The sequence below is a fragment of the Pseudomonas sp. MYb327 genome (assembly GCF_040438925.1).
In the GTDB taxonomy this organism is placed as follows: Bacteria; Pseudomonadota; Gammaproteobacteria; order Pseudomonadales; family Pseudomonadaceae; genus Aquipseudomonas.
In genome coordinates this window covers 817,778-835,666 of record NZ_CP159258.1, presented here as the reverse complement: position 1 = coordinate 835,666, position 17,889 = coordinate 817,778, and the positions used below count along the sequence as shown (strand labels likewise).

The following is a 17,889-nucleotide window of genomic DNA, read 5'->3' as shown; positions in this document are numbered from 1 at the left end:
TTGCGCAACGCGAGGACGACCTCGCGACTCGATCGAGTCATTAATCTGGGGACGACCCCGTCAATCGATGAGGTCTTTGATGTCCTGGATCCTTCTGTTTTTCGCCGGTCTTTTCGAAGTGGGCTGGGCCGTCGGCCTGAAGTACACCGACGGTTTCAGCCGCCCTCTCCCGACTGCTTTGACGGTCGCCGCCATGGCAATCAGCCTCGGTTTGTTGGGCCTTGCCATGAAGGAATTGCCGCTGGGCACGGCCTATGCGATCTGGACCGGCGTGGGTGCCGTCGGCACGGTGATCGCCGGCATCATTCTGTTTGGTGAATCAATGGCGCTGTTTCGGCTGGCCAGTGTAGCGTTGATTATTGCCGGCTTGATTGGGCTAAAGATCAGCGCTTAGGCCTCCGACGCCATCGCTAGCAGGCTAGCCTGCTAGCGATGAGTCGTCACAGACAACTATTATCTGACTGTCCCACGCAACTCCCCAACCATCTCCTGTAACTTCGCCGGCTCCGCCTCCTCAACCGCCACCGCCGGCCCCGCCACCAACGTCACCCGCGACCACAATCGGCGAAACAGCCCCTTGCCCGGATCACGGCTGAAGAAGCTCCCCCACAATCCCTGCAAAGCCAGCGGAATCACTGGTACCGGCGTCTCTTCGATTATCCGCGTCAGGCCGCCCTTGAACTCGTTGATCTCGCCGTCAGCCGTCAATTTTCCCTCGGGGAAGATGCACACCAACTCGCCATCCTTCAGATAACGGGCAATGCGCGTGAAGGCTTTTTCGTAGATCTGGATGTCTTCATGGCGCCCCGCGATCGGAATCGTCCCGGCCGTGCGAAAGATAAAGTTCAACACCGGCAGGTTGTAGATTTTGTAGTACATCACGAAGCGAATCGGCCTACGCACCGCGCCGCCAATCAGCAGGGCATCGACGAACGACACGTGGTTGCACACCAGCAACGCCGCGCCTTCGTCGGGGATCAATTCCAGGTTGCGATGCTCCACGCGGTACATGGAGTGGCTGAGCAGCCAGATCATGAAACGCATGGTGAATTCGGGGACGATCTTGAAGATGTAAGCGTTGACACCGATGTTCAGCAGCGACACCACCAGGAACAACTGCGGGATCGACAGCTTGGCGAGGCTGAGCAGGATGATCGAGACAATCGCCGAGACCACCATGAACAGCGCATTGAGAATATTGTTGGCGGCGATCACCCGCGCGCGTTCGTTTTCGGCGGTGCGTGACTGGATCAGCGCGTACAGCGGCACGATGTAGAAACCACCGAAAACGCCCAGGCCAAGGATGTCAATCAACACCATCCAGGTGTGGCCAAAACCGAGGATTTCGATCCAGCCATGGCCCTCGACGCTGTCTGGAATTCCGCCGGAATGCCACCATAGCAACAAGCCAAACACGGTCAGACCGAATGAACCGAACGGCACCAGGCCGATCTCGACTTTGCGCCCGGAGAGCTTCTCGCAAAGCATCGAGCCTGCAGCGATGCCGACCGAGAACACGGTCAGAATCAGCGTCACAACGGTCTCGTCACCGTGCATCCATTCCTTGGCGTAAGCCGGGATCTGCGTCAGATAAATCGCCCCGACAAACCAGAACCATGAGTTGCCGACAATCGAGCGCGACACCGCCGGAGTTTGCCCCAGGCCCAGCTTCAAGGTGGCCCAGGACTGGCTGAAAATGTTCCAGTTCAAGCGCATGTCCGGCGAAGACGCCGCCGCCCGTGGGATGCTGCGGCTGGCGAGGTAACCGAGCACCGCAATCCCGATAATCGCCGTGGAAACGATGGGCGCGTAGTGACCGGACGACATCATGATCCCGGCGCCGATGGTCCCGGCCAGAATCGCCAGGAAAGTGCCCATCTCCACCAATCCGTTGCCACCCACCAACTCCTCTTCGCGCAAGGCTTGGGGCAGGATCGAGTATTTCACCGGCCCGAACAGCGCCGAGTGCGTGCCCATAGCGAACAGCGCCACCAGCATCAGCGACAGGTGATAAAACATGAAACCGACCGCGCCGACCGCCATGATGGCGATTTCCCCGAGCTTGATCAGACGAATCAGCGCGTCCTTGGCGAATTTCTCCCCGAACTGCCCGGCAAGCGCCGAGAACAGAAAAAACGGCAGGATAAACAGAAGAGCGCAGAGGTTGACCCAGATCGAACGGTCACCGTCGAGGGTCAACTTGTACAAGATGGCAAGGATCAACGACTGCTTGAAGATGTTGTCGTTGAACGCGCCGAGGGACTGTGTCACGAAGAACGGCAAGAAGCGCCGGGTGCGCAGCAAGGTGAACTGTGAGGGGTGACTCATCTTCCATGTTCCTGATTTAGGCAGTGAGTGGCGTGGATACAGCGATTGGAATGTCGCACGTCGATCCAGGCCACACCTTACCTAATCTTTACCGCTTATTTCTTTAATCCTGCAATGCACGGCGAGACAAACAGCTCACCGCGCCAGGCGCCCCGCACCGTACGCTTGCCGACAATCAGCCACATCATGGCCAGCAAACTCACCAGCACACAGCCAAAGACATCGAAAAATGTGAGGTGCAAGGTGCTGGCCAGCTTCAACGTTGCCAGAGAATAGACACCCAGCGGGAAGGTGAAACCCCACCAGCCGAGATTGAACGGAATGCCGGCGCGCAAATAACGCAACGTGATCAGCACGGCCATCAGCATCCACCACAAACCAAAGCCCCATAACGTGATCCCCGCGACCAATCCCAACCCGGCAGCAATTTCACCCACACCCGGCAAATCATTGGCAGCGAAAATCGCTGGCGCATCGGCGCCCAACAGCAGCATGCCCAATGCGCCGGTACCAATCGGGCCAAGTGCCAGCCAACTCGAAGCAGCCATGTTTTCGTGAGGCAGTTTATGCAGCGCCATGCGCAGCAGCAGGATCGTCAGAATGCTGAACGCTACCGGTAGGGAAAATGCCCAGAGCACGTAGCTGGTCACCAGCACCACCAGTTGCGAATGAGCATCGCCGAGATGCGGCGCCAGCAGGCCACCACTGGCGGCCGCCACTTCTGCCGCCACCACCGGCAACAGCCAAACCGCTGTCATTTGGTCGATGCTGTGCTCCTGGCGGGTGAACATCATGTAAGGAATCAGCACCCCGCACGCCAGCGACATCGCCACATCCAGCCACCACAACACCTCGACTAGTTGAATCACGCCTTCGCCCCAACGCGGCAGTCCGAACAGCAGAAAACCGTTGATGATGGTCGCCAGGCCCATGGGGATCGTGCCGAAGAACATCGAAACCGTGGAGTGTCCGAAAATTCGCCGCGCCTCGTCAAAAAACATTGCCCACCGCGCTGCGTACAGCACCGTGAACAACAGAAATAGAAAGATATTGAATAGCCAAAGCGCTTCGGCGATCCAGTGCAGCAAGGGATTGGCGACGGGCAATTGAGCCAGCGCCAACGCCAGCACTCCAGTTCCCATGGTGGCGGCGAACCAGTTGGGCGTGAATTGGCGGATGACCTCACGCGGGTGCTGCAAATGGCTGAACGGCTTGAAACCGGGCTTGGCGATGTTAGGGCATGTCATGGCGAACTCCTGTCCTCTGGTGAGGTAGGAACCCATGATAGATCCCGATCGAATATCTATATAACGGGTAATATCTCTAACTATTATCGGTTTTATAAATAAAAACAGATTTACCGAATCGCGCTACAAGCAGTGACCGCCCTCTGCCGCATCAAGGCGAACAATGCACTCAGCGCGAGGATGATCAACGCCGCACCGTAACCATCGGTAGTCGCAACCAGACCGAATGAGCGGGTGAGACTTCCGGCCAGCAACGATGGCAGGCAAAACGCCAGATAACTGAGCACATAAAACGCCGAAATAAGCCCAGCCCGTTCATGGGGTAAGGCCAGCGGGACCAGGCTGCGGACCGCGCCGAGGAAACCGGCGCCGAAACCACACCCGGCGACCAGCGTGCCGAGGAAAAACAGCGGCAGACTGGCACTGTGCACGCCCAGCAAAAACAGGATGATGCCTGTCGGCAGCAAACTGGCCCCCAATTGCAGTGCCCGGGTGGCCGGCCGATTGCGAAGGGTGAAAATCATCAAGGCACCGGTGAGCGTCAATGCCGCTACCGTCGCCCCACCGATCAGATTCGACGTCGATCCCGTGGCCGTGCGCACCAAGGACGGCGCCAACGACGCGAAGAACCCGCCGAGCGCCCAGGTCGCGGTGTTCAGCGGCAATACCCGCCACAAGGTGGCGCGCGCCTGGACCGGCACATGCAGGGTCGGTCGCAACGACGCCCATGCGCCTGCCTGTGGCGTGACGCTTTCCGGCAAACGCCACACATACACGGCCTGCCCCCCGAATAGCGCCAGCAACAGCCAATAGGTCAAATGCAACGGCGCCGGCGCAAACTCAGCCAACAAACCGCAGCCCATCCCGCCCAGCGCCATGCCGAGCAACGGTGCAACACTGTTGATCAGCGGCCCTTGCTGGCGGTCAGTGTCCAGCAGCGTGGCACTCAAAACAGCGGTGGCCATGCCGGTGGCAAAACCTTGCAGCACACGCGCGGCGATCAGCCAGGCCACACTATCGGCGTAGATGAACAACAGCATCGCCAGGATATTTAGCACCACCGACGTGAAGATCACCGGTTTACGCCCCAGGTAATCCGAGAGTGATCCGACCGTCAGCAGCGCGGCCAGCAGACTCAGTGCGTAAACGCCGAAAATCACTGTCAGCACGGCAGCCGAGAACTGCAACTGCTCCTGATACAAGTGATACAAAGGCGTTGGCGCGGTGGAAGCCGCCAGGAAGCTGAGCAAGGTGATCGCCAGAAACCACAGGCTGGCACGGTTTGGATGAGAACTTGACATGGCACACTCCGCAAAAGCTAATTTTTTGCTTTTGCGGAGTGTGCTACTGACTTGCGCTTAAAGCAAATTCTTTGTGTTAAGGTCCGATGCGTGGCTTTAACGACTGGGGCTGTGCGTGTACAAACCCCGGCGCGAAACAGGAAACACATGATGACAGCTCCCACTTTACGTCCCGGTGGCCGCAGCGCCCGGGTGCAAGAATCGATTCATTCGGCCGTGCGCGAACTCCTCGAAGAGCAAGACCGCGTCACCATCACCGTGCCGCAAATCGCCGCGCGCGCGGGCGTTACGCCTTCGACGATTTATCGACGCTGGGGCGATTTGTCGGCGCTGCTGGCGGACGTCGCCCTCGCCCGCCTGCAACCGGAAACTGAATCGGCCAAAACCGGTAGCCTGCAAGGCGATGTGCGGGCCTGGGCGGAGCAGTATCTGGACGAGATGAGCTCCGCCCCCGGTCGCAACATGCTGCGCGACGTGCAGTCGAGCCTCAAACCGAGCTATTGCGCGACGATCATTGGCGGGCAGTTGCAGACGATTCTGGATCGCTATCCGGAGGAGCAAAAGCCGAGTGTCGATCGGCTGATCAATATGGTCGCGGCGCCTATCGTGTTTCGAATCCTGTTTTCCGAGGCGCCGCTAGAGGTTGAAGAACTGCATCGGTTGGTCAAGATTGCCTTGAGTCAGTGAGACCGCCATCGCGAGCAGGCTCGCACACATTGGGCCGCGTTCCTTCAGACAAAACGCGATCTTTTGTAGGAGCGAGTTGCTCACGAAGAGGCCCGCAAAAACGCAGGCGATCTGACAGCCCTCTCCTCTGCGACACCCCGCCACCCCACGACCTTGGTCGACACTGACTAACCCCGGCCATCGTGCGAGACTGTGCGTCCGGGCGGGAGGCCCGGGAGTCTTTGTTTCCGGGAGTTCCCATGTCGCTGTCCAGCGGGCTGATCGCCGCCGTCGCCCTGGCCTATATGGCCATCATGTTCGCCATCGCCTTTTACGGTGACCGCCGCAGCGCGCCATTGCCGCCCCGGGTGCGCGCCTGGGTGTACAGCCTTTCGCTAGCGGTCTACTGCACCAGTTGGACGTTCTTCGGCGCAGTGGGTCAGGCGGCCGAACAGCTCTGGTCGTTCCTGCCGATTTACCTCGGGCCGATCCTGTTGTTGATCGGGGCACCGTGGGTACTGCAAAAAATGGTGATGATCAGCAAGCAGGAAAACATCACCTCGATTGCCGACTTCATTGCCGCACGTTACGGCAAATCCCAATCGTTGGCGGTGGTGGTGGCGCTGATCTGTCTGGTCGGCGTGCTGCCCTACATTGCCTTGCAACTCAAGGGCATCGTCCTTGGCGTGAACCTGTTGATCGGCGCCGGTGCCGATGCCATGGGCGTTCGCGCGCAGGACACCGCGCTGATCGTATCGCTGGTGCTGGCGCTGTTCACCATCGTCTTCGGTACTCGTAACCTTGATGCAACCGAACACCACCGCGGCATGGTGCTGGCGATTGCGTTCGAATCGCTCGTCAAGCTGTTCGCGTTTCTGGCGGTCGGCGCGTACGTGACTTTTGGGCTCTACGACGGTTTCGACGACCTGTTCGATCAAGCCATGCTCGCCCCGCGCCTCGAAGAATACTGGAAGGAAACCATCAACTGGCCATCGATGGTAGTGCAGACCGGGGTGGCGATGATGGCGATCATTTGCCTGCCGCGACAGTTCCACGTGACCGTGGTCGAGAACATCGACCCACAAGATTTGCGCCTGGCCAAATGGGTGTTCCCGGCTTACCTCGCCCTGGCGGCATTATTCGTCGTACCGATTGCGCTGGCGGGCCAGATGCTGCTGCCGAGCTCAGTGCTGCCCGACTCTTTCGTGATCAGCCTGCCATTGGCCCAGGCACACCCGGCATTGGCGTTGCTGGCGTTTATCGGCGGAGCTTCGGCCGCCACCGGCATGGTGATCGTGGCCAGCGTGGCACTGTCGACCATGGTTTCCAACGACATGTTGCTGCCGTGGCTGCTGCGCCGCAACAACGCCGAGCGCCCGTTCGAAGTGTTCCGCCAGTGGATGTTGTCGGTGCGCCGCGTGACCATCGTGGTCATTTTGTTGCTGGCCTACGTCAGCTATCGACTGCTGGGTTCGACTGCGAGCCTGGCGACCATCGGCCAAATCGCCTTCGCCGCCGTCACGCAACTGGCACCGGCCATGCTCGGTGCGCTGTACTGGAAACAGGCCAACCGCCGAGGCGTTTTCGCCGGACTCGCTGCGGGGACATTCCTCTGGTTCTACACGCTGGTTCTGCCGATTGCCGCCCACAGTCTGGGAATGTCTTTGCACAGTTTCCCGGGCCTGGCCTGGCTGCACAGCAATCCGTTGAACCTGCCGATCACCCCGCTGACCCAAGGTGTGGTGTTGTCGCTGGCCGGCAACTTCACGCTGTTCGCCTGGGTCTCCGTGCTGTCGCGAACGCGGGTGTCGGAACACTGGCAGGCCGGGCGTTTCATTGGCCAGGAAATCAGCGCCCGACCCAGCGCACGCTCGATGCTGGCGGTGCAGATCGAAGATCTGCTGCAACTGGCAGCACGCTTCGTTGGTGAGGAACGCGCCCGCCAGAGCTTCATTCGATTTGCCTACCGCCAGGGCAAAGGCTTCAACCCGAACCAGAATGCCGATGGGGAATGGATCGCCCACACCGAACGCTTGCTGGCCGGTGTGCTCGGCGCTTCATCGACACGCGCGGTGGTAAAAGCCGCCATCGAAGGTCGGGAGATGCAGCTGGAGGACGTCGTTCGGATCGCCGACGAAGCTTCGGAAGTTCTGCAATTCAATCGAGCATTGCTGCAAGGCGCGATCGAAAACATCACCCAGGGCATCAGTGTGGTCGACCAGTCGCTGAAACTCGTGGCGTGGAACCGTCGCTATCTTGAGCTGTTCAATTACCCGGATGGCCTGATCAGTATTGGCCGCCCAATTGCCGACATCATTCGCTACAACGCCGAGCGCGGATTGTGTGGACCCGGCGAAGCCGAAGTGCATGTCGCCCGCCGGCTGCACTGGATGCGTCAGGGGCGTGCGCACACTTCTGAGCGGATGTTCCCCAATGGCCGGGTGATCGAACTGATCGGCAACCCGATGCCTGGCGGCGGTTTTGTCATGAGCTTCACCGACATCACCCCGTTTCGCGAAGCCGCGCAGGCACTGACCGAGGCCAATGAAGGCCTGGAGCAACGGGTTGCCGAGCGCACCCACGAACTGTCACAACTCAACGTGGCCCTGACCGAAGCCAAGGGCACTGCCGAGGCGGCGAACCAGTCGAAAACCCGTTTCCTGGCAGCCGTCAGCCACGACTTGATGCAGCCGTTGAACGCTGCGCGACTGTTCTCTGCGGCGCTGAATCATCAGGAGGATGGGTTGTCCGCCGAGACGCAAAAACTGGTCCAGCACCTCGACAGTTCACTGCGCTCGGCCGAAGACCTGATCAGCGATTTGCTCGACATCTCCCGCCTGGAAAACGGCAAGATCAATCCGGCCCCCAAGCCGTTCCCACTCAACGAGTTGTTCGACACGCTAGGCGCGGAATTCAAGGCTCTGGCGCGGGATCAGGGCCTGAAATTCCGTGTAAGGGGCAGCAAACTGCGCGTCGACAGTGACATCAAACTGTTGCGCCGGATTTTGCAGAATTTCCTCACCAACGCGTTTCGCTACGCCAAAGGCCCGGTGCTGCTCGGAGTTCGTAGACGTCAGGGTGAATTGTGCCTGGAGGTCTGGGACCGGGGGCCGGGTATTCCAGTGGATAAACAGCAGGTGATTTTCGAGGAATTCAAACGCCTGGACAGTCATCAGACCCGTGCCGAGAAGGGACTTGGGCTGGGCCTGGCGATTGCCGACGGCTTGTGCCGAGTGCTGGGGCATACGTTGCGCGTGCGCTCGTGGCCGGGGCGTGGCAGCGTCTTTAGCGTCAGCGTACCGCTGGCCCGCGCGCAATCCGCATTGCCCGCGAAGACCACCGAACTCAATGGAAAACTGCTCAGCGGCGCGCAGGTGCTGTGCATCGACAATGAAGACAGCATTCTGATTGGCATGAACAGCTTGCTGACCCGCTGGGGTTGCCAGGTCTGGACCGCGCGTAATCGCGATGAATGCGCGGTGCTGCTGGGCGATGGGGTGCGGCCGCAATTGGCGCTGGTGGATTACCACCTCGATAACGGCGAAACCGGAACCGAGCTGATGGCCTGGTTGCGAACCCGTCTGGGCGAGCCGATTCCCGGTGTGGTGATCAGCGCCGATGGACGACCGGAGACAATGGCCCAGGTGCATGCGGCAGGGCTGGATTATCTGGCCAAGCCAGTGAAGCCGGCGGCGTTGCGGGCGTTGTTGAGTCGTCATTTGCCGTTGTAGCGACATCGTTGAGCCAGAGCAAACCTGTGGCGTGAGAGCTTGCTCCCTCGCCACAAATATCATCAGCGCCAGCGATTACTCTGGCAACTCGACCAACCCATCCACATCAGTCATCGCCCTCTCCAGCAAATCCGCCGGCAGGCTTTTGCTCGCCCGCGCGCCCAACAACTTCAGTTGTTCGCTGCGACTCACAAGGTTGCCGCGCCCTTCTGTCAGCTTGTTGCGCGCCGAGCTGTAGGCCTTGTCCAGTTGCTGCAAGCGATTGCCGACTTCATCCAGATCCTGAATGAACAACACAAACTTGTCGTACAGCCATCCAGCCCGTTCGGCGATTTCCCGGGCGTTCTGACTTTGGCGCTCCTGTTTCCACAGGCTGTCGATGACGCGCAGAGTGGCCAGCAACGTCGTCGGGCTGACGATCACGATGTTGCGGTCGAATGCCTCTTGAAACAGCGTCGGCTCAGCCTGCAGCGCGGCGGAAAACGCCGCTTCAATCGGTACGAAAAGCAGGACGAAATCCAGGCTGTGCAAGCCGTCGAGACGCTTGTAGTCTTTGCCGGCCAAGCCTTTGACGTGATTGCGCAGGGACAGCACGTGCTGCTTGATGGCGATCTGGCCGATGGCCTCGTCTTCCGCCGCAACGTATTGCTGATAGGCCGTCAGACTGACTTTGGAGTCGACCACCACCTGTTTATCGCCGGGCAGATAAATGATCACGTCCGGCTGGAATCGCTCACCATCCGGACCTTTGAGGTTGACCTGAGTCTGGTACTCGCGGCCCTTCTCCAGCCCGGCATGTTCAAGCACGCGCTCAAGGATCAACTCGCCCCAGTTACCTTGGGTTTTCTGCCCTTTCAACGCGCGAGTCAGGTTGGTGGCTTCGTCGCTCAGGCGCAAATTGAGTTGTTGCAAACGCTCCAATTCCTTGGCCAGCGAGAAGCGTTCCCGGGCTTCGGCCTGATAGCTTTCCTCGACCCGCTTTTCAAAAGACTGGATGCGCTCCTTCAACGGATCGAGCAGTTGTCCCAAGCGCTGCTGACTGGTTTCGGCAAATCTTTGCTCACGCTCGTCGAAGATCTTCCCAGCCAGCTCGGCAAACTGCGCACGCAGTTCATCTCGCGAGCCCTGGAGATCATTGAGGCGCTGCTGATGGCTTTCCTGTTGCTCACGCAACTCAGCGTTGAGCGAGGCTGCCTGGGCGTCCAGGCGACGCAGCTCGGCCTCTTTGCCGGCGCGCTCGATATTCCACGCGTGGGCGGCGTCCCGAGCATCGTCACGCTCGATTTGCAGCAACTCGACTTCACGGCGAAGGGCAGCCAGATCGGCTTGTTTGGCGGCGTTGGCCTGGCCCAGATCGGCGATCTCATCGCGACAGGCTTCGAGCTGGGCGTTAACCCCACCCTGGGCCATATTTGCCGTGGCCAAACGCTCTTCCATTAGCGCGATCTCTGCCTGCGCGGTGCTCGCCCGACGCTGGAGTTGCCAGGCCAATACCAGTAACGGCAGAGCAGCGCCCGCCAGACCGAGCAATGCGCTGGTCAAGTCCATAGCCATAGCCATTCCTGCCATTGAAATAAAGCTTGAAGGTTAACCAAGGCGTCAGGTCTTGGACAGCTCAGTCTTCGAGCAGGCCAAGTTCTTGTTGCGCGCGCCGATCCCCTGCGCGGGCGGCTTGACGCAAAAGATCCTGGCCGATTCGACGATCCCGGGCATTTCCGCATTCCCGGCACATCAACTGGCCGAGACGACTTTGCGCCGCCACGACGCCTTCACGAGCCGGTTGCTTGAGCAAACGACCAGCAATGTGTTTGACGTTCGGGTTTTCGCCCAGGCGCGGACTGTCCAGCAGCCACTCAGCCACGCGCATCGAAAAACGCTTGGGCGATGTAACGGCGGAAGGTTTGGCAGTGTTGGAATCTGATGGTGAACGAAACTTCATAAAGCACTGTGGGGCAGATCGGAAGGCGCGCCACTCTACTCTTTTTTTCTTACAGGTAAAGCCGAAAAAAACGCGGCACGCCCGTGCTAGAGCAAGCGCTCGGGACAATCCACAGAAGCTGTGGATAACTCAGTGGACAACCGCCTTTGAACTCGCGCAAAGCCCTGTGTAATGGGGCCTGCAGTCAAACTGACGATTTTTTCACCAGTAAAAAAAAGCGATGTTTTTCATTGACTTAAATTTTGGTTACAGGCACCCACTGCGCTTGAAAGCTAGATGACAGTGAGGTGACAGGCCTCGCAACATATGTGCACAAGTACCTCCATGACGGTTATATCGGTGCGCTTTTTCGGCGCACTTTGCTACCTGATCTGGGGATAAACCTTGGCAAACCCGTGATCCAGGCGGCTCGTGACTCTGAAGATCGATGCGACCACCCGTCGGATTCTGCGCGATTAAGGAGCGCATCTGACAGGGGAAAGACTTTCGATCAGCGCACATCCAAGGCAAATGACTGCCACGCCAATGCTCTTTTTCGCTAACACACTTCCCATTGACCTTTCAATCCGTTAGTATCCGCGGCGTTAGTACCAAGCTGAAAGTCAATTCTGGTCGAACAAATCCCCCCGGACAGCCTTCCCAAAGGAAGCCTTCACCGAACAAGCGGGATCGACCACCTCGATGGTTTCCAGGTAAATCTTGCGTCAACACAACCTTTGAATCAAAAGCAAAGGGTGTTGCCAGGCTCACTTACTCAGACCGAACCAGCCTGCAAATTGATCAGGATCTTCACCCCGGGCCCAGAACCTTTGCCCTTGATGTGTTGCCTGCCCTCCTAAGTACCTACCTGCCAGCCCAAGCGCGCCAATTAATAGCGCTTCAACTGGCTGCTTTGTTCCAGTCGGGTTCTTCGTTCGACCAACGGTGGTCGTCGTCACTGGAACGTTTTAATTTTGCACGGTTCTTATCCGTGTCGCTTGTAGGAACACCCAATGACTATGTCTACTCAAATCCACACCCAGGATGCCATCCGCACCCTTACTAATGCTTTTGCTCCAATGAACTGCTTGATCATGGCCGCTCGCAAAGGCTGCTTCAGCTTTACCCTGGTCAACGAACACGGCATCGCTCGTCACAGCGAACGCCTGTATCCCGATCAATACTCCAGCGCCGAACCGCTGCAGGCTGTGATCGAGCGTACCCGTCAGGCACTGGTTGCCTGAGACGCCAGCAACGCTGAACATCAAAAGCCCCGCTCAAAAAGCGGGGCTTTTTATTGCCTGAAGTTTCCCTACGCAGCCTGGGCGGCTAAGCACAAAGCGATATAACGGTTATAACTGCCCGCCACAAATATTTTAAAAACAGGCCTTTACGGTACGAATATGACACTACACTTCAACTCAAGCGGCTTGATCCGCTTCCGGCGAGCCTGAGTCGATCCACCGCTGCCAAAGCCTTTCAGGTTTCGCCGACCATTTCAGGTTTCGAGGGTTTTATGGGTATCGCTGCCAGCGAACTGTGTCGTTATGTGATCCGTCCGACGTTGATTTACCTGGGACGCCATAGCGCAACTGCCGAATCCCTGCTGCTGGGCATCGCCGCCAGCCAGTCAGCCCTTGGCTCCGCCCTCCATGATCGACGTGGACACGGCCTTTACCGAATCGCCGAACCCCGCCACCAGGCACTCTGGGACCACTACCTGGCTCTCGATCCCGAACGCGCAAGCCTGGTCCGTGGCCTGGCCAGCCAGCATGCATTTCTCAGCGGCCCGCACCTCGAACTGACCGTCAACCTGCGTTACGCCACAGCCATCGCCTGGCTGCTGGTCGAAGAACAGAATACGCCCCTCCCCGAATCAGACGATTTACTGGGGATGGCCCGCATCTGGCGCCAGACCTTCCATCCCCAAGGGCGCTTGAGAGACTTCGCCTGTGCATGGCAAACATGTGTTTCACCGCTGAATCAGGTCGCCTGCTGAACTTCTCGGATCCAATCATCGCGCAATAGGCTGCGAATTTAGTCGGATTGTCCTACAAAACCGCTCTAAACCAAGCGATACAGCCTATGGCGCTGGGACGAAAATGTTGGTAATTTTCGCCCCGGTGATCACCAGGAGTTCTAATAATGAAAAAAGTAATGCTCAAAACCACCATTAGCCTCGCCGTTGCCATGGCATCCACCCAGATCTTCGCAAGTGGCTTTGCCCTCAACGAACAAAGCATCAGCGGGATGGGGACAGGTTTTGCCGGGCGATCTTCATCTGCCGACGACGCATCCACTATTGCTGGCAACCCTGCCGGTATGTCTCGCCTCAAGCGCGAACAAGTTACCGGCGGTGTTGCATTTATCGACGCACACACCGACATCAGCGATGTCAGCGCCCGGAATGGCGGCACCAACAAAGGTGACATGGTCCCTTTCATGGGCGTGCCGATGGGCTATTACGTCAAGCCAATCGATGACCAATGGGCGGTCGGTTTCGGCGTCTATGCACCGTTCGGCCTGGTAACCGATTATGAAAACGGCTTTGCTGGCCGTTACTTCGGCAGCAAGAGCGAAGTCAAAATCATCACCTTCCAGCCAACCGTCAGCTATGCCTTCAACGACAAGGTGTCGATCGGTTTCGGCCCGACCATTAACCGTATCGACGGCAAGCTGGAATCGAACCTGTCGCTGAGCCCGAACCCGGCCGCACCGGACGGTGAAGTCAAAATCAAGGGTGACGACACTGCGCTGGGCTACAACATCGGCATCCTGGTTCAAACCACCGATTCCACTCGCGTCGGCCTGACCTATCACTCGAAAGTGAAGTACAAGCTTGACGGTGACACCAAGCTCGACTACAGCCTGCTCGGCCCCCTGGGTCAACAGAAGTTTGACGCTTCGCTGGACATTACCACCCCTGAGTCCGTGGATTTCTCGGTTACTCATCAGCTGGACGACCAGTGGACCCTCTATGCAGGCAGCACCTGGACTCGCTGGAGCCGCCTGAAAGAAATTTCCGTCGAAAACGAAGGCGTTCCTGCCCTTCTGGCCGCACGCGGCTTCGGCACCATCACTGAAGAGCAGAACTGGCATGACACCTGGGCTCACGCTATCGGTGCTTCGTACCAACTGAACAAGCAGTGGGTGCTGCGTACAGGCCTGTCGGTTGACCAGTCGCCAACCAACAACGAAAACCGCTCCCCACGCATCCCGACTGGCGATCGCAAGATTTTCAGCCTGGGCGCCGGCTGGAGCCCGACCGACGACCTGACCATCGACGTGGCGTACTCGTACCTGCGTGAAGAGTCGGTCAAGGTCAACGACGACAATGACCGTCAGAATTACAGCGCCAAGTATGAAAACTGGGCGAACGGTTTCGGTATCGGTGCGACCTACCGCTTCTGATGATTCATGGCGAGCCTGAACCACTTGCCATCTGAATCAAAAAAAAGCCCCGCTCTCTTGCACAGAGGCGGGGCTTCTTTGTGGGCCTCGATCAGGGCGCTGCGGCCAATGGTGGTGAAGCTAGGGCCTTTTCCACCGCCGCAATGAAGTCCGGATCATCAGGCTTGGTCAGGCTGGAAAAACTGGCGATCACCTTGCCTTGACGGTCGACCACGTACTTGTAGAAATTCCACTTCGGCGCGGCGCTTTGCTCGGCGAGCACCTTGAACAGATGGGTCGCATCATCGCCACGGACTTTCTGCGGCTCGATCATGGTGAACGTTACGCCGTAGTTCACGTAACAGACCTTGGCTGTCTCGGCACCGTCCCTGGACTCCTGCTTGAAGTCGTTGGACGGCACACCGATCACCTCCAGCCCCTGCCCCTTGTAACGCTGATTCAGCGCCTCAAGGCTTTTGAACTGCGGTGCAAAGCCACAGAAGCTGGCGGTATTGACCACCACCAACGGCTTGCCGATGAAGCGCTGGCACAAGTCGATGGATTCATTGGCGCGCAACTTGGGCAACGAGCCTTGTAACAGCGCCGGGCATTCCGCCGCTTGAGCCAATCCGGTCAACGCTACCAGTAACGCGGGAACTGCCAGCCAGCGTATCAGCATGTCGGTGCTTCCTTGGATCATCGTGTGAAATCCACGTTACTCGCCCTAACATCCTGCTAGCAAGCACCCATGCCCAATTGCATCAGCGCCAACCCGCCCTGGTGCCACCCCCACCAGGCCAGCACAAGGAGCAAGGCACAGACGGCCAAAACGGTGATTCGCGGCCAGAGACTGTTCATATCGCGCTCATTTGGTTTTGCAGGCGTGCCACCGGCGTTTCACGCACCGGCCAGTTCAATGCGGCGGCCATCAGGCTCAAGAGAATCGCTACCTGCCAAATCAAGTCATAGCTCCCGGTGCGGTCGTACACCACCCCGCCCAACCAGCCGCCAAGGAACGAGCCGAGCTGGTGGAACAGGAAAACAATTCCACCGAGCATGGACAGGTTTCGCACCCCGAACAAGGTTGCCACCGTGCCGTTGGTCAAGGGCACTGTCGACAGCCACAGGAAACCCATGGCCATCCCGAACAGGTACGCCGTAGTCGTGGTTACCGGCGCCCACAGAAACAGGCCGATCACCACCGCCCGCAGCAGGTATAAACCGGTGAGCAACCGCGGCTTCGACATGCGTCCGCCGAGCCAGCCTGCGGTGTAGGTCCCGAAGATATTGAACAAGCCGATCAGCGCCAGCACCGTCGTACCCACCGTCGCCGGCAAATGTTGATCCACCAGGTACGCAGGCAAATGCACGCCGATAAACACCACCTGGAAACCGCAGACAAAAAAGCCGAACGCCAACAGCCAGAATCCCGAATGGGAGCAGGCCTCGCGCAGTGCTTCGGACAGCGTTTGCTCATGACCAAGCACCGGCAGCGGCTTGTCCTTGAGCATGCTTACCAGCGGCACGATCAGCGCCACCAGCAGCCCCAGGGCGAGCAATGCCGCCGACCAACCGAGCCAGCCGATCAACCCTAGCGTACCGGGTAACATGGCGAACTGGCCGAACGAACCGGCAGCGCTGGCAATGCCCATGCCCATGCTGCGTTTTTCCGGCGGCACTGCGCGCCCGACTACGCCGAGGATCACCGAAAACGATGTACCGGACAGGCCGATACCGATCAACAGCCCGGCGCTCAGTGACAGGGTCACCGCCGAATCGGACAAGCCCATGAACACCAGGCCCAGGGCGTATAGGACGCCACCGATCAGCACCACTTTCGCCGCGCCGAAGCGGTCGGCCAGCGCTCCAGTGAACGGCTGCGCCAGACCCCAGATCAGGTTCTGCAAGGCGATGGCGAAGGCAAACACTTCCCGCCCCCAGCCAAACTCGGCACTCATCGGCGCCAGGAACAGGCCGAAGCCATGCCGCACACCCAGAGACAACGCAAGGATCAGCGCACTCCCCAACAAAACCCAGCCGCACGTACGCCACATCGATGTCATTCTTATTCTCCCGGCGCGGGTATATACCCGCTTAAGATCGAACAAACCGGCATCAAGCCAGTTCGTCCAGCAACTTCAACAACGTTTCACGTTTTTCGGCGCCCAGGCGATCAACCAATCGCTGCTGCGCCGCTTCCCATGCCGGCAAGGCTGCTTTCAGGCGCTCGGCACCGGCATTCGTCAGCCGCACGATGCGATTGCGCATGTCTTCGCCCTCGACCAGCATCACCAGACCTTCGCCCTCCAGTACGCGTAAATTGCGTCCCAGAGTGCTTCGATCCAGCCCCATCGCTTCGGCCAGGGTGGAAATGCTCGGCTGATCCAGGCGCTGTAAATTGCACAGCAAAGAATACTGCGCAACGTTGATCCCGAAGCCGTCGAGAGCGCCGTCGTAATGTCTGCTGACGCCGCGAGCGGCGCGACGCAGGTTGATGCATAAACATTGGGAATCGAGCATGGTGCGTGTATATACCCGCGAGTGTGTTAAATCAAGTTACAGGATCGCAGAAAAATCAAAAGATCGCCAAACCCACCAGCACCGCCATCTCCAGCAATTCCAGCAACGCCCCCGCCGTATCACCTGTCGTCCCGCCCAGCCGCCGAAGCATGACCTGGCGCAACCAGACAAACACTACCGTCGCCAGCACCAGCGCCAACACGCCACCAAAACCGGCGATCAACACACAAATCACCGCACTGCCGACCAGTACCTGCTTGCCCGCCAATCGCGGCAAATGATCGGCCAGCGCCTGCCCCAAACCACCGGCACGCACATAGGGCGTGGTCAGGAACAACCCCAGCAACGCACTGCGACCGAGCAATGGCACGATGATCAGCGCCACGGCGTATTGCTGTTCGATCAAGGCCAGCAATGCAGCGAACTTGAGCAGCAACACCAGCACCAGCGTAACCACCGCGATCGGCCCGCTGCGAGGGTCTTTCATGATGGTCAAGGTGCGTTCACGATCACCGAATCCACCCAGCCACGCATCAGCGCTGTCGGCCAGGCCATCCAGGTGCAACGCGCCGCTGAGCAACACCCAAACCGTCAACAACAGCGCCGCGTGCAACATCAATGGCGTACCCATCAGCAGCCAGTTCAGCGCCCACAAAATCCCGCCGAACAACAAACCCACCAGCGGATAAAACAACAGCGACCGCCCCAACTCCTTCGGCGCTGGCATGCCTGGCAGACGAATCGGCAGGCTGCTCAGGAATTGCAGGGCGATCCAGAACGGCAACATG

At 58.9% G+C, this 17,889-nt stretch carries 16 protein-coding genes; 6 read left to right on the top strand and 10 right to left on the bottom strand.

Annotated features, from left to right (window positions below; translation table 11 throughout):
- The first annotated feature begins 79 nt into the window (after nt 1–79).
- Nucleotides 80–394: a quaternary ammonium compound efflux SMR transporter SugE gene (sugE, locus tag ABVN21_RS03810; RefSeq protein WP_339556496.1), complete on the top strand. Its 315-nt coding sequence runs from the start codon at nt 80–82 to the stop codon at nt 392–394.
- A gap of 59 nt (nt 395–453) precedes the next feature.
- On the opposite strand, the gene ABVN21_RS03805 is transcribed toward sugE, so the two are convergent.
- From ABVN21_RS03805 to ABVN21_RS03795, 3 genes are all read right to left on the bottom strand, one after another.
- Entirely contained in the window at nt 454–2,328 is a 1,875-nt protein-coding gene (locus ABVN21_RS03805; protein ID WP_339556497.1) for an MFS transporter, read from the bottom strand.
- 95 nt (nt 2,329–2,423) lie between these two features.
- Nucleotides 2,424–3,575, bottom strand: coding sequence for a TDT family transporter (locus tag ABVN21_RS03800; RefSeq protein ID WP_339556498.1), 1,152 nt, complete (start codon nt 3,573–3,575; stop codon nt 2,424–2,426).
- A 110-nt stretch (nt 3,576–3,685) separates the two neighbouring features.
- On the bottom strand, nt 3,686–4,876 hold the full coding sequence (locus tag ABVN21_RS03795) for an MFS transporter (protein ID WP_339556499.1): 1,191 nt from the start codon (nt 4,874–4,876) through the stop codon (nt 3,686–3,688).
- Nucleotides 4,877–5,026: 150 nt separating this feature from the next.
- Here ABVN21_RS03795 and ABVN21_RS03790 point away from each other — a divergent pair, with 150 nt between their 5' ends.
- Both ABVN21_RS03790 and ABVN21_RS03785 read left to right on the top strand, forming a co-directional pair.
- Nucleotides 5,027–5,563 carry a TetR/AcrR family transcriptional regulator gene (locus ABVN21_RS03790; RefSeq protein ID WP_339556500.1) on the top strand — a complete coding sequence of 179 codons (537 nt, stop codon included), beginning with the start codon at nt 5,027–5,029 and terminating at the stop codon, nt 5,561–5,563.
- A 239-nt stretch (nt 5,564–5,802) separates the two neighbouring features.
- Entirely contained in the window at nt 5,803–9,273 is a 3,471-nt protein-coding gene (locus ABVN21_RS03785) for a hybrid sensor histidine kinase/response regulator (protein ID WP_339556501.1), read from the top strand.
- Nucleotides 9,274–9,348: 75 nt separating this feature from the next.
- Here ABVN21_RS03785 and rmuC read toward each other — a convergent pair whose 3' ends face one another.
- Nucleotides 9,349–10,710, bottom strand: a complete 1,362-nt coding sequence (gene rmuC / locus ABVN21_RS03780) for a DNA recombination protein RmuC (RefSeq protein WP_339556529.1) — start codon at nt 10,708–10,710, stop codon at nt 9,349–9,351.
- Nucleotides 10,711–10,888: 178 nt separating this feature from the next.
- The gene (locus ABVN21_RS03775) at nt 10,889–11,212 is read right to left on the bottom strand and encodes a sel1 repeat family protein (protein WP_339556502.1); all 324 of its coding nucleotides are present in this window, start codon (nt 11,210–11,212) and stop codon (nt 10,889–10,891) included.
- 998 nt (nt 11,213–12,210) lie between these two features.
- Between ABVN21_RS03775 and ABVN21_RS03770 the strand changes: the two genes are divergently transcribed.
- The 3 genes from ABVN21_RS03770 (at nt 12,211) to ABVN21_RS03760 (ending at nt 14,602) form a co-directional block, all read left to right on the top strand.
- Nucleotides 12,211–12,435, top strand: coding sequence for a hypothetical protein (locus ABVN21_RS03770; protein ID WP_007898912.1), 225 nt, complete (start codon nt 12,211–12,213; stop codon nt 12,433–12,435).
- A 272-nt stretch (nt 12,436–12,707) separates the two neighbouring features.
- A complete protein-coding gene (locus ABVN21_RS03765; RefSeq protein WP_339556503.1) occupies nt 12,708–13,190 on the top strand; it encodes a hypothetical protein in 483 nt (160 codons plus the stop codon).
- A 146-nt stretch (nt 13,191–13,336) separates the two neighbouring features.
- Nucleotides 13,337–14,602 carry an outer membrane protein transport protein gene (locus ABVN21_RS03760; RefSeq protein ID WP_339556504.1) on the top strand — a complete coding sequence of 422 codons (1,266 nt, stop codon included), beginning with the start codon at nt 13,337–13,339 and terminating at the stop codon, nt 14,600–14,602.
- A 91-nt stretch (nt 14,603–14,693) separates the two neighbouring features.
- Here ABVN21_RS03760 and ABVN21_RS03755 read toward each other — a convergent pair whose 3' ends face one another.
- Genes ABVN21_RS03755 through ABVN21_RS03735 form a run of 5 tightly spaced genes read right to left on the bottom strand, consistent with a single transcriptional unit; the run spans nt 14,694 to nt 17,888 of the window.
- Nucleotides 14,694–15,260: a glutathione peroxidase gene (locus ABVN21_RS03755; RefSeq protein WP_339556505.1), complete on the bottom strand. Its 567-nt coding sequence runs from the start codon at nt 15,258–15,260 to the stop codon at nt 14,694–14,696.
- A gap of 56 nt (nt 15,261–15,316) precedes the next feature.
- Complete coding sequence (locus ABVN21_RS03750; protein WP_339556506.1) at nt 15,317–15,439, bottom strand: hypothetical protein; 123 nt, start codon at nt 15,437–15,439, stop codon at nt 15,317–15,319.
- On the bottom strand, nt 15,436–16,644 hold the full coding sequence (locus ABVN21_RS03745; RefSeq protein ID WP_339556507.1) for an MFS transporter: 1,209 nt from the start codon (nt 16,642–16,644) through the stop codon (nt 15,436–15,438). Before ABVN21_RS03745 ends, ABVN21_RS03750 begins: the two co-directional genes overlap by 4 nt.
- A 52-nt stretch (nt 16,645–16,696) precedes the next feature.
- The gene (locus ABVN21_RS03740; RefSeq protein WP_339556508.1) at nt 16,697–17,101 is read right to left on the bottom strand and encodes a MarR family transcriptional regulator; all 405 of its coding nucleotides are present in this window, start codon (nt 17,099–17,101) and stop codon (nt 16,697–16,699) included.
- Nucleotides 17,102–17,156: 55 nt separating this feature from the next.
- On the bottom strand, nt 17,157–17,888 hold the full coding sequence (locus ABVN21_RS03735; RefSeq protein WP_339556509.1) for an adenosylcobinamide-GDP ribazoletransferase: 732 nt from the start codon (nt 17,886–17,888) through the stop codon (nt 17,157–17,159).
- Nucleotide 17,889: the final 1 nt, after the last annotated feature.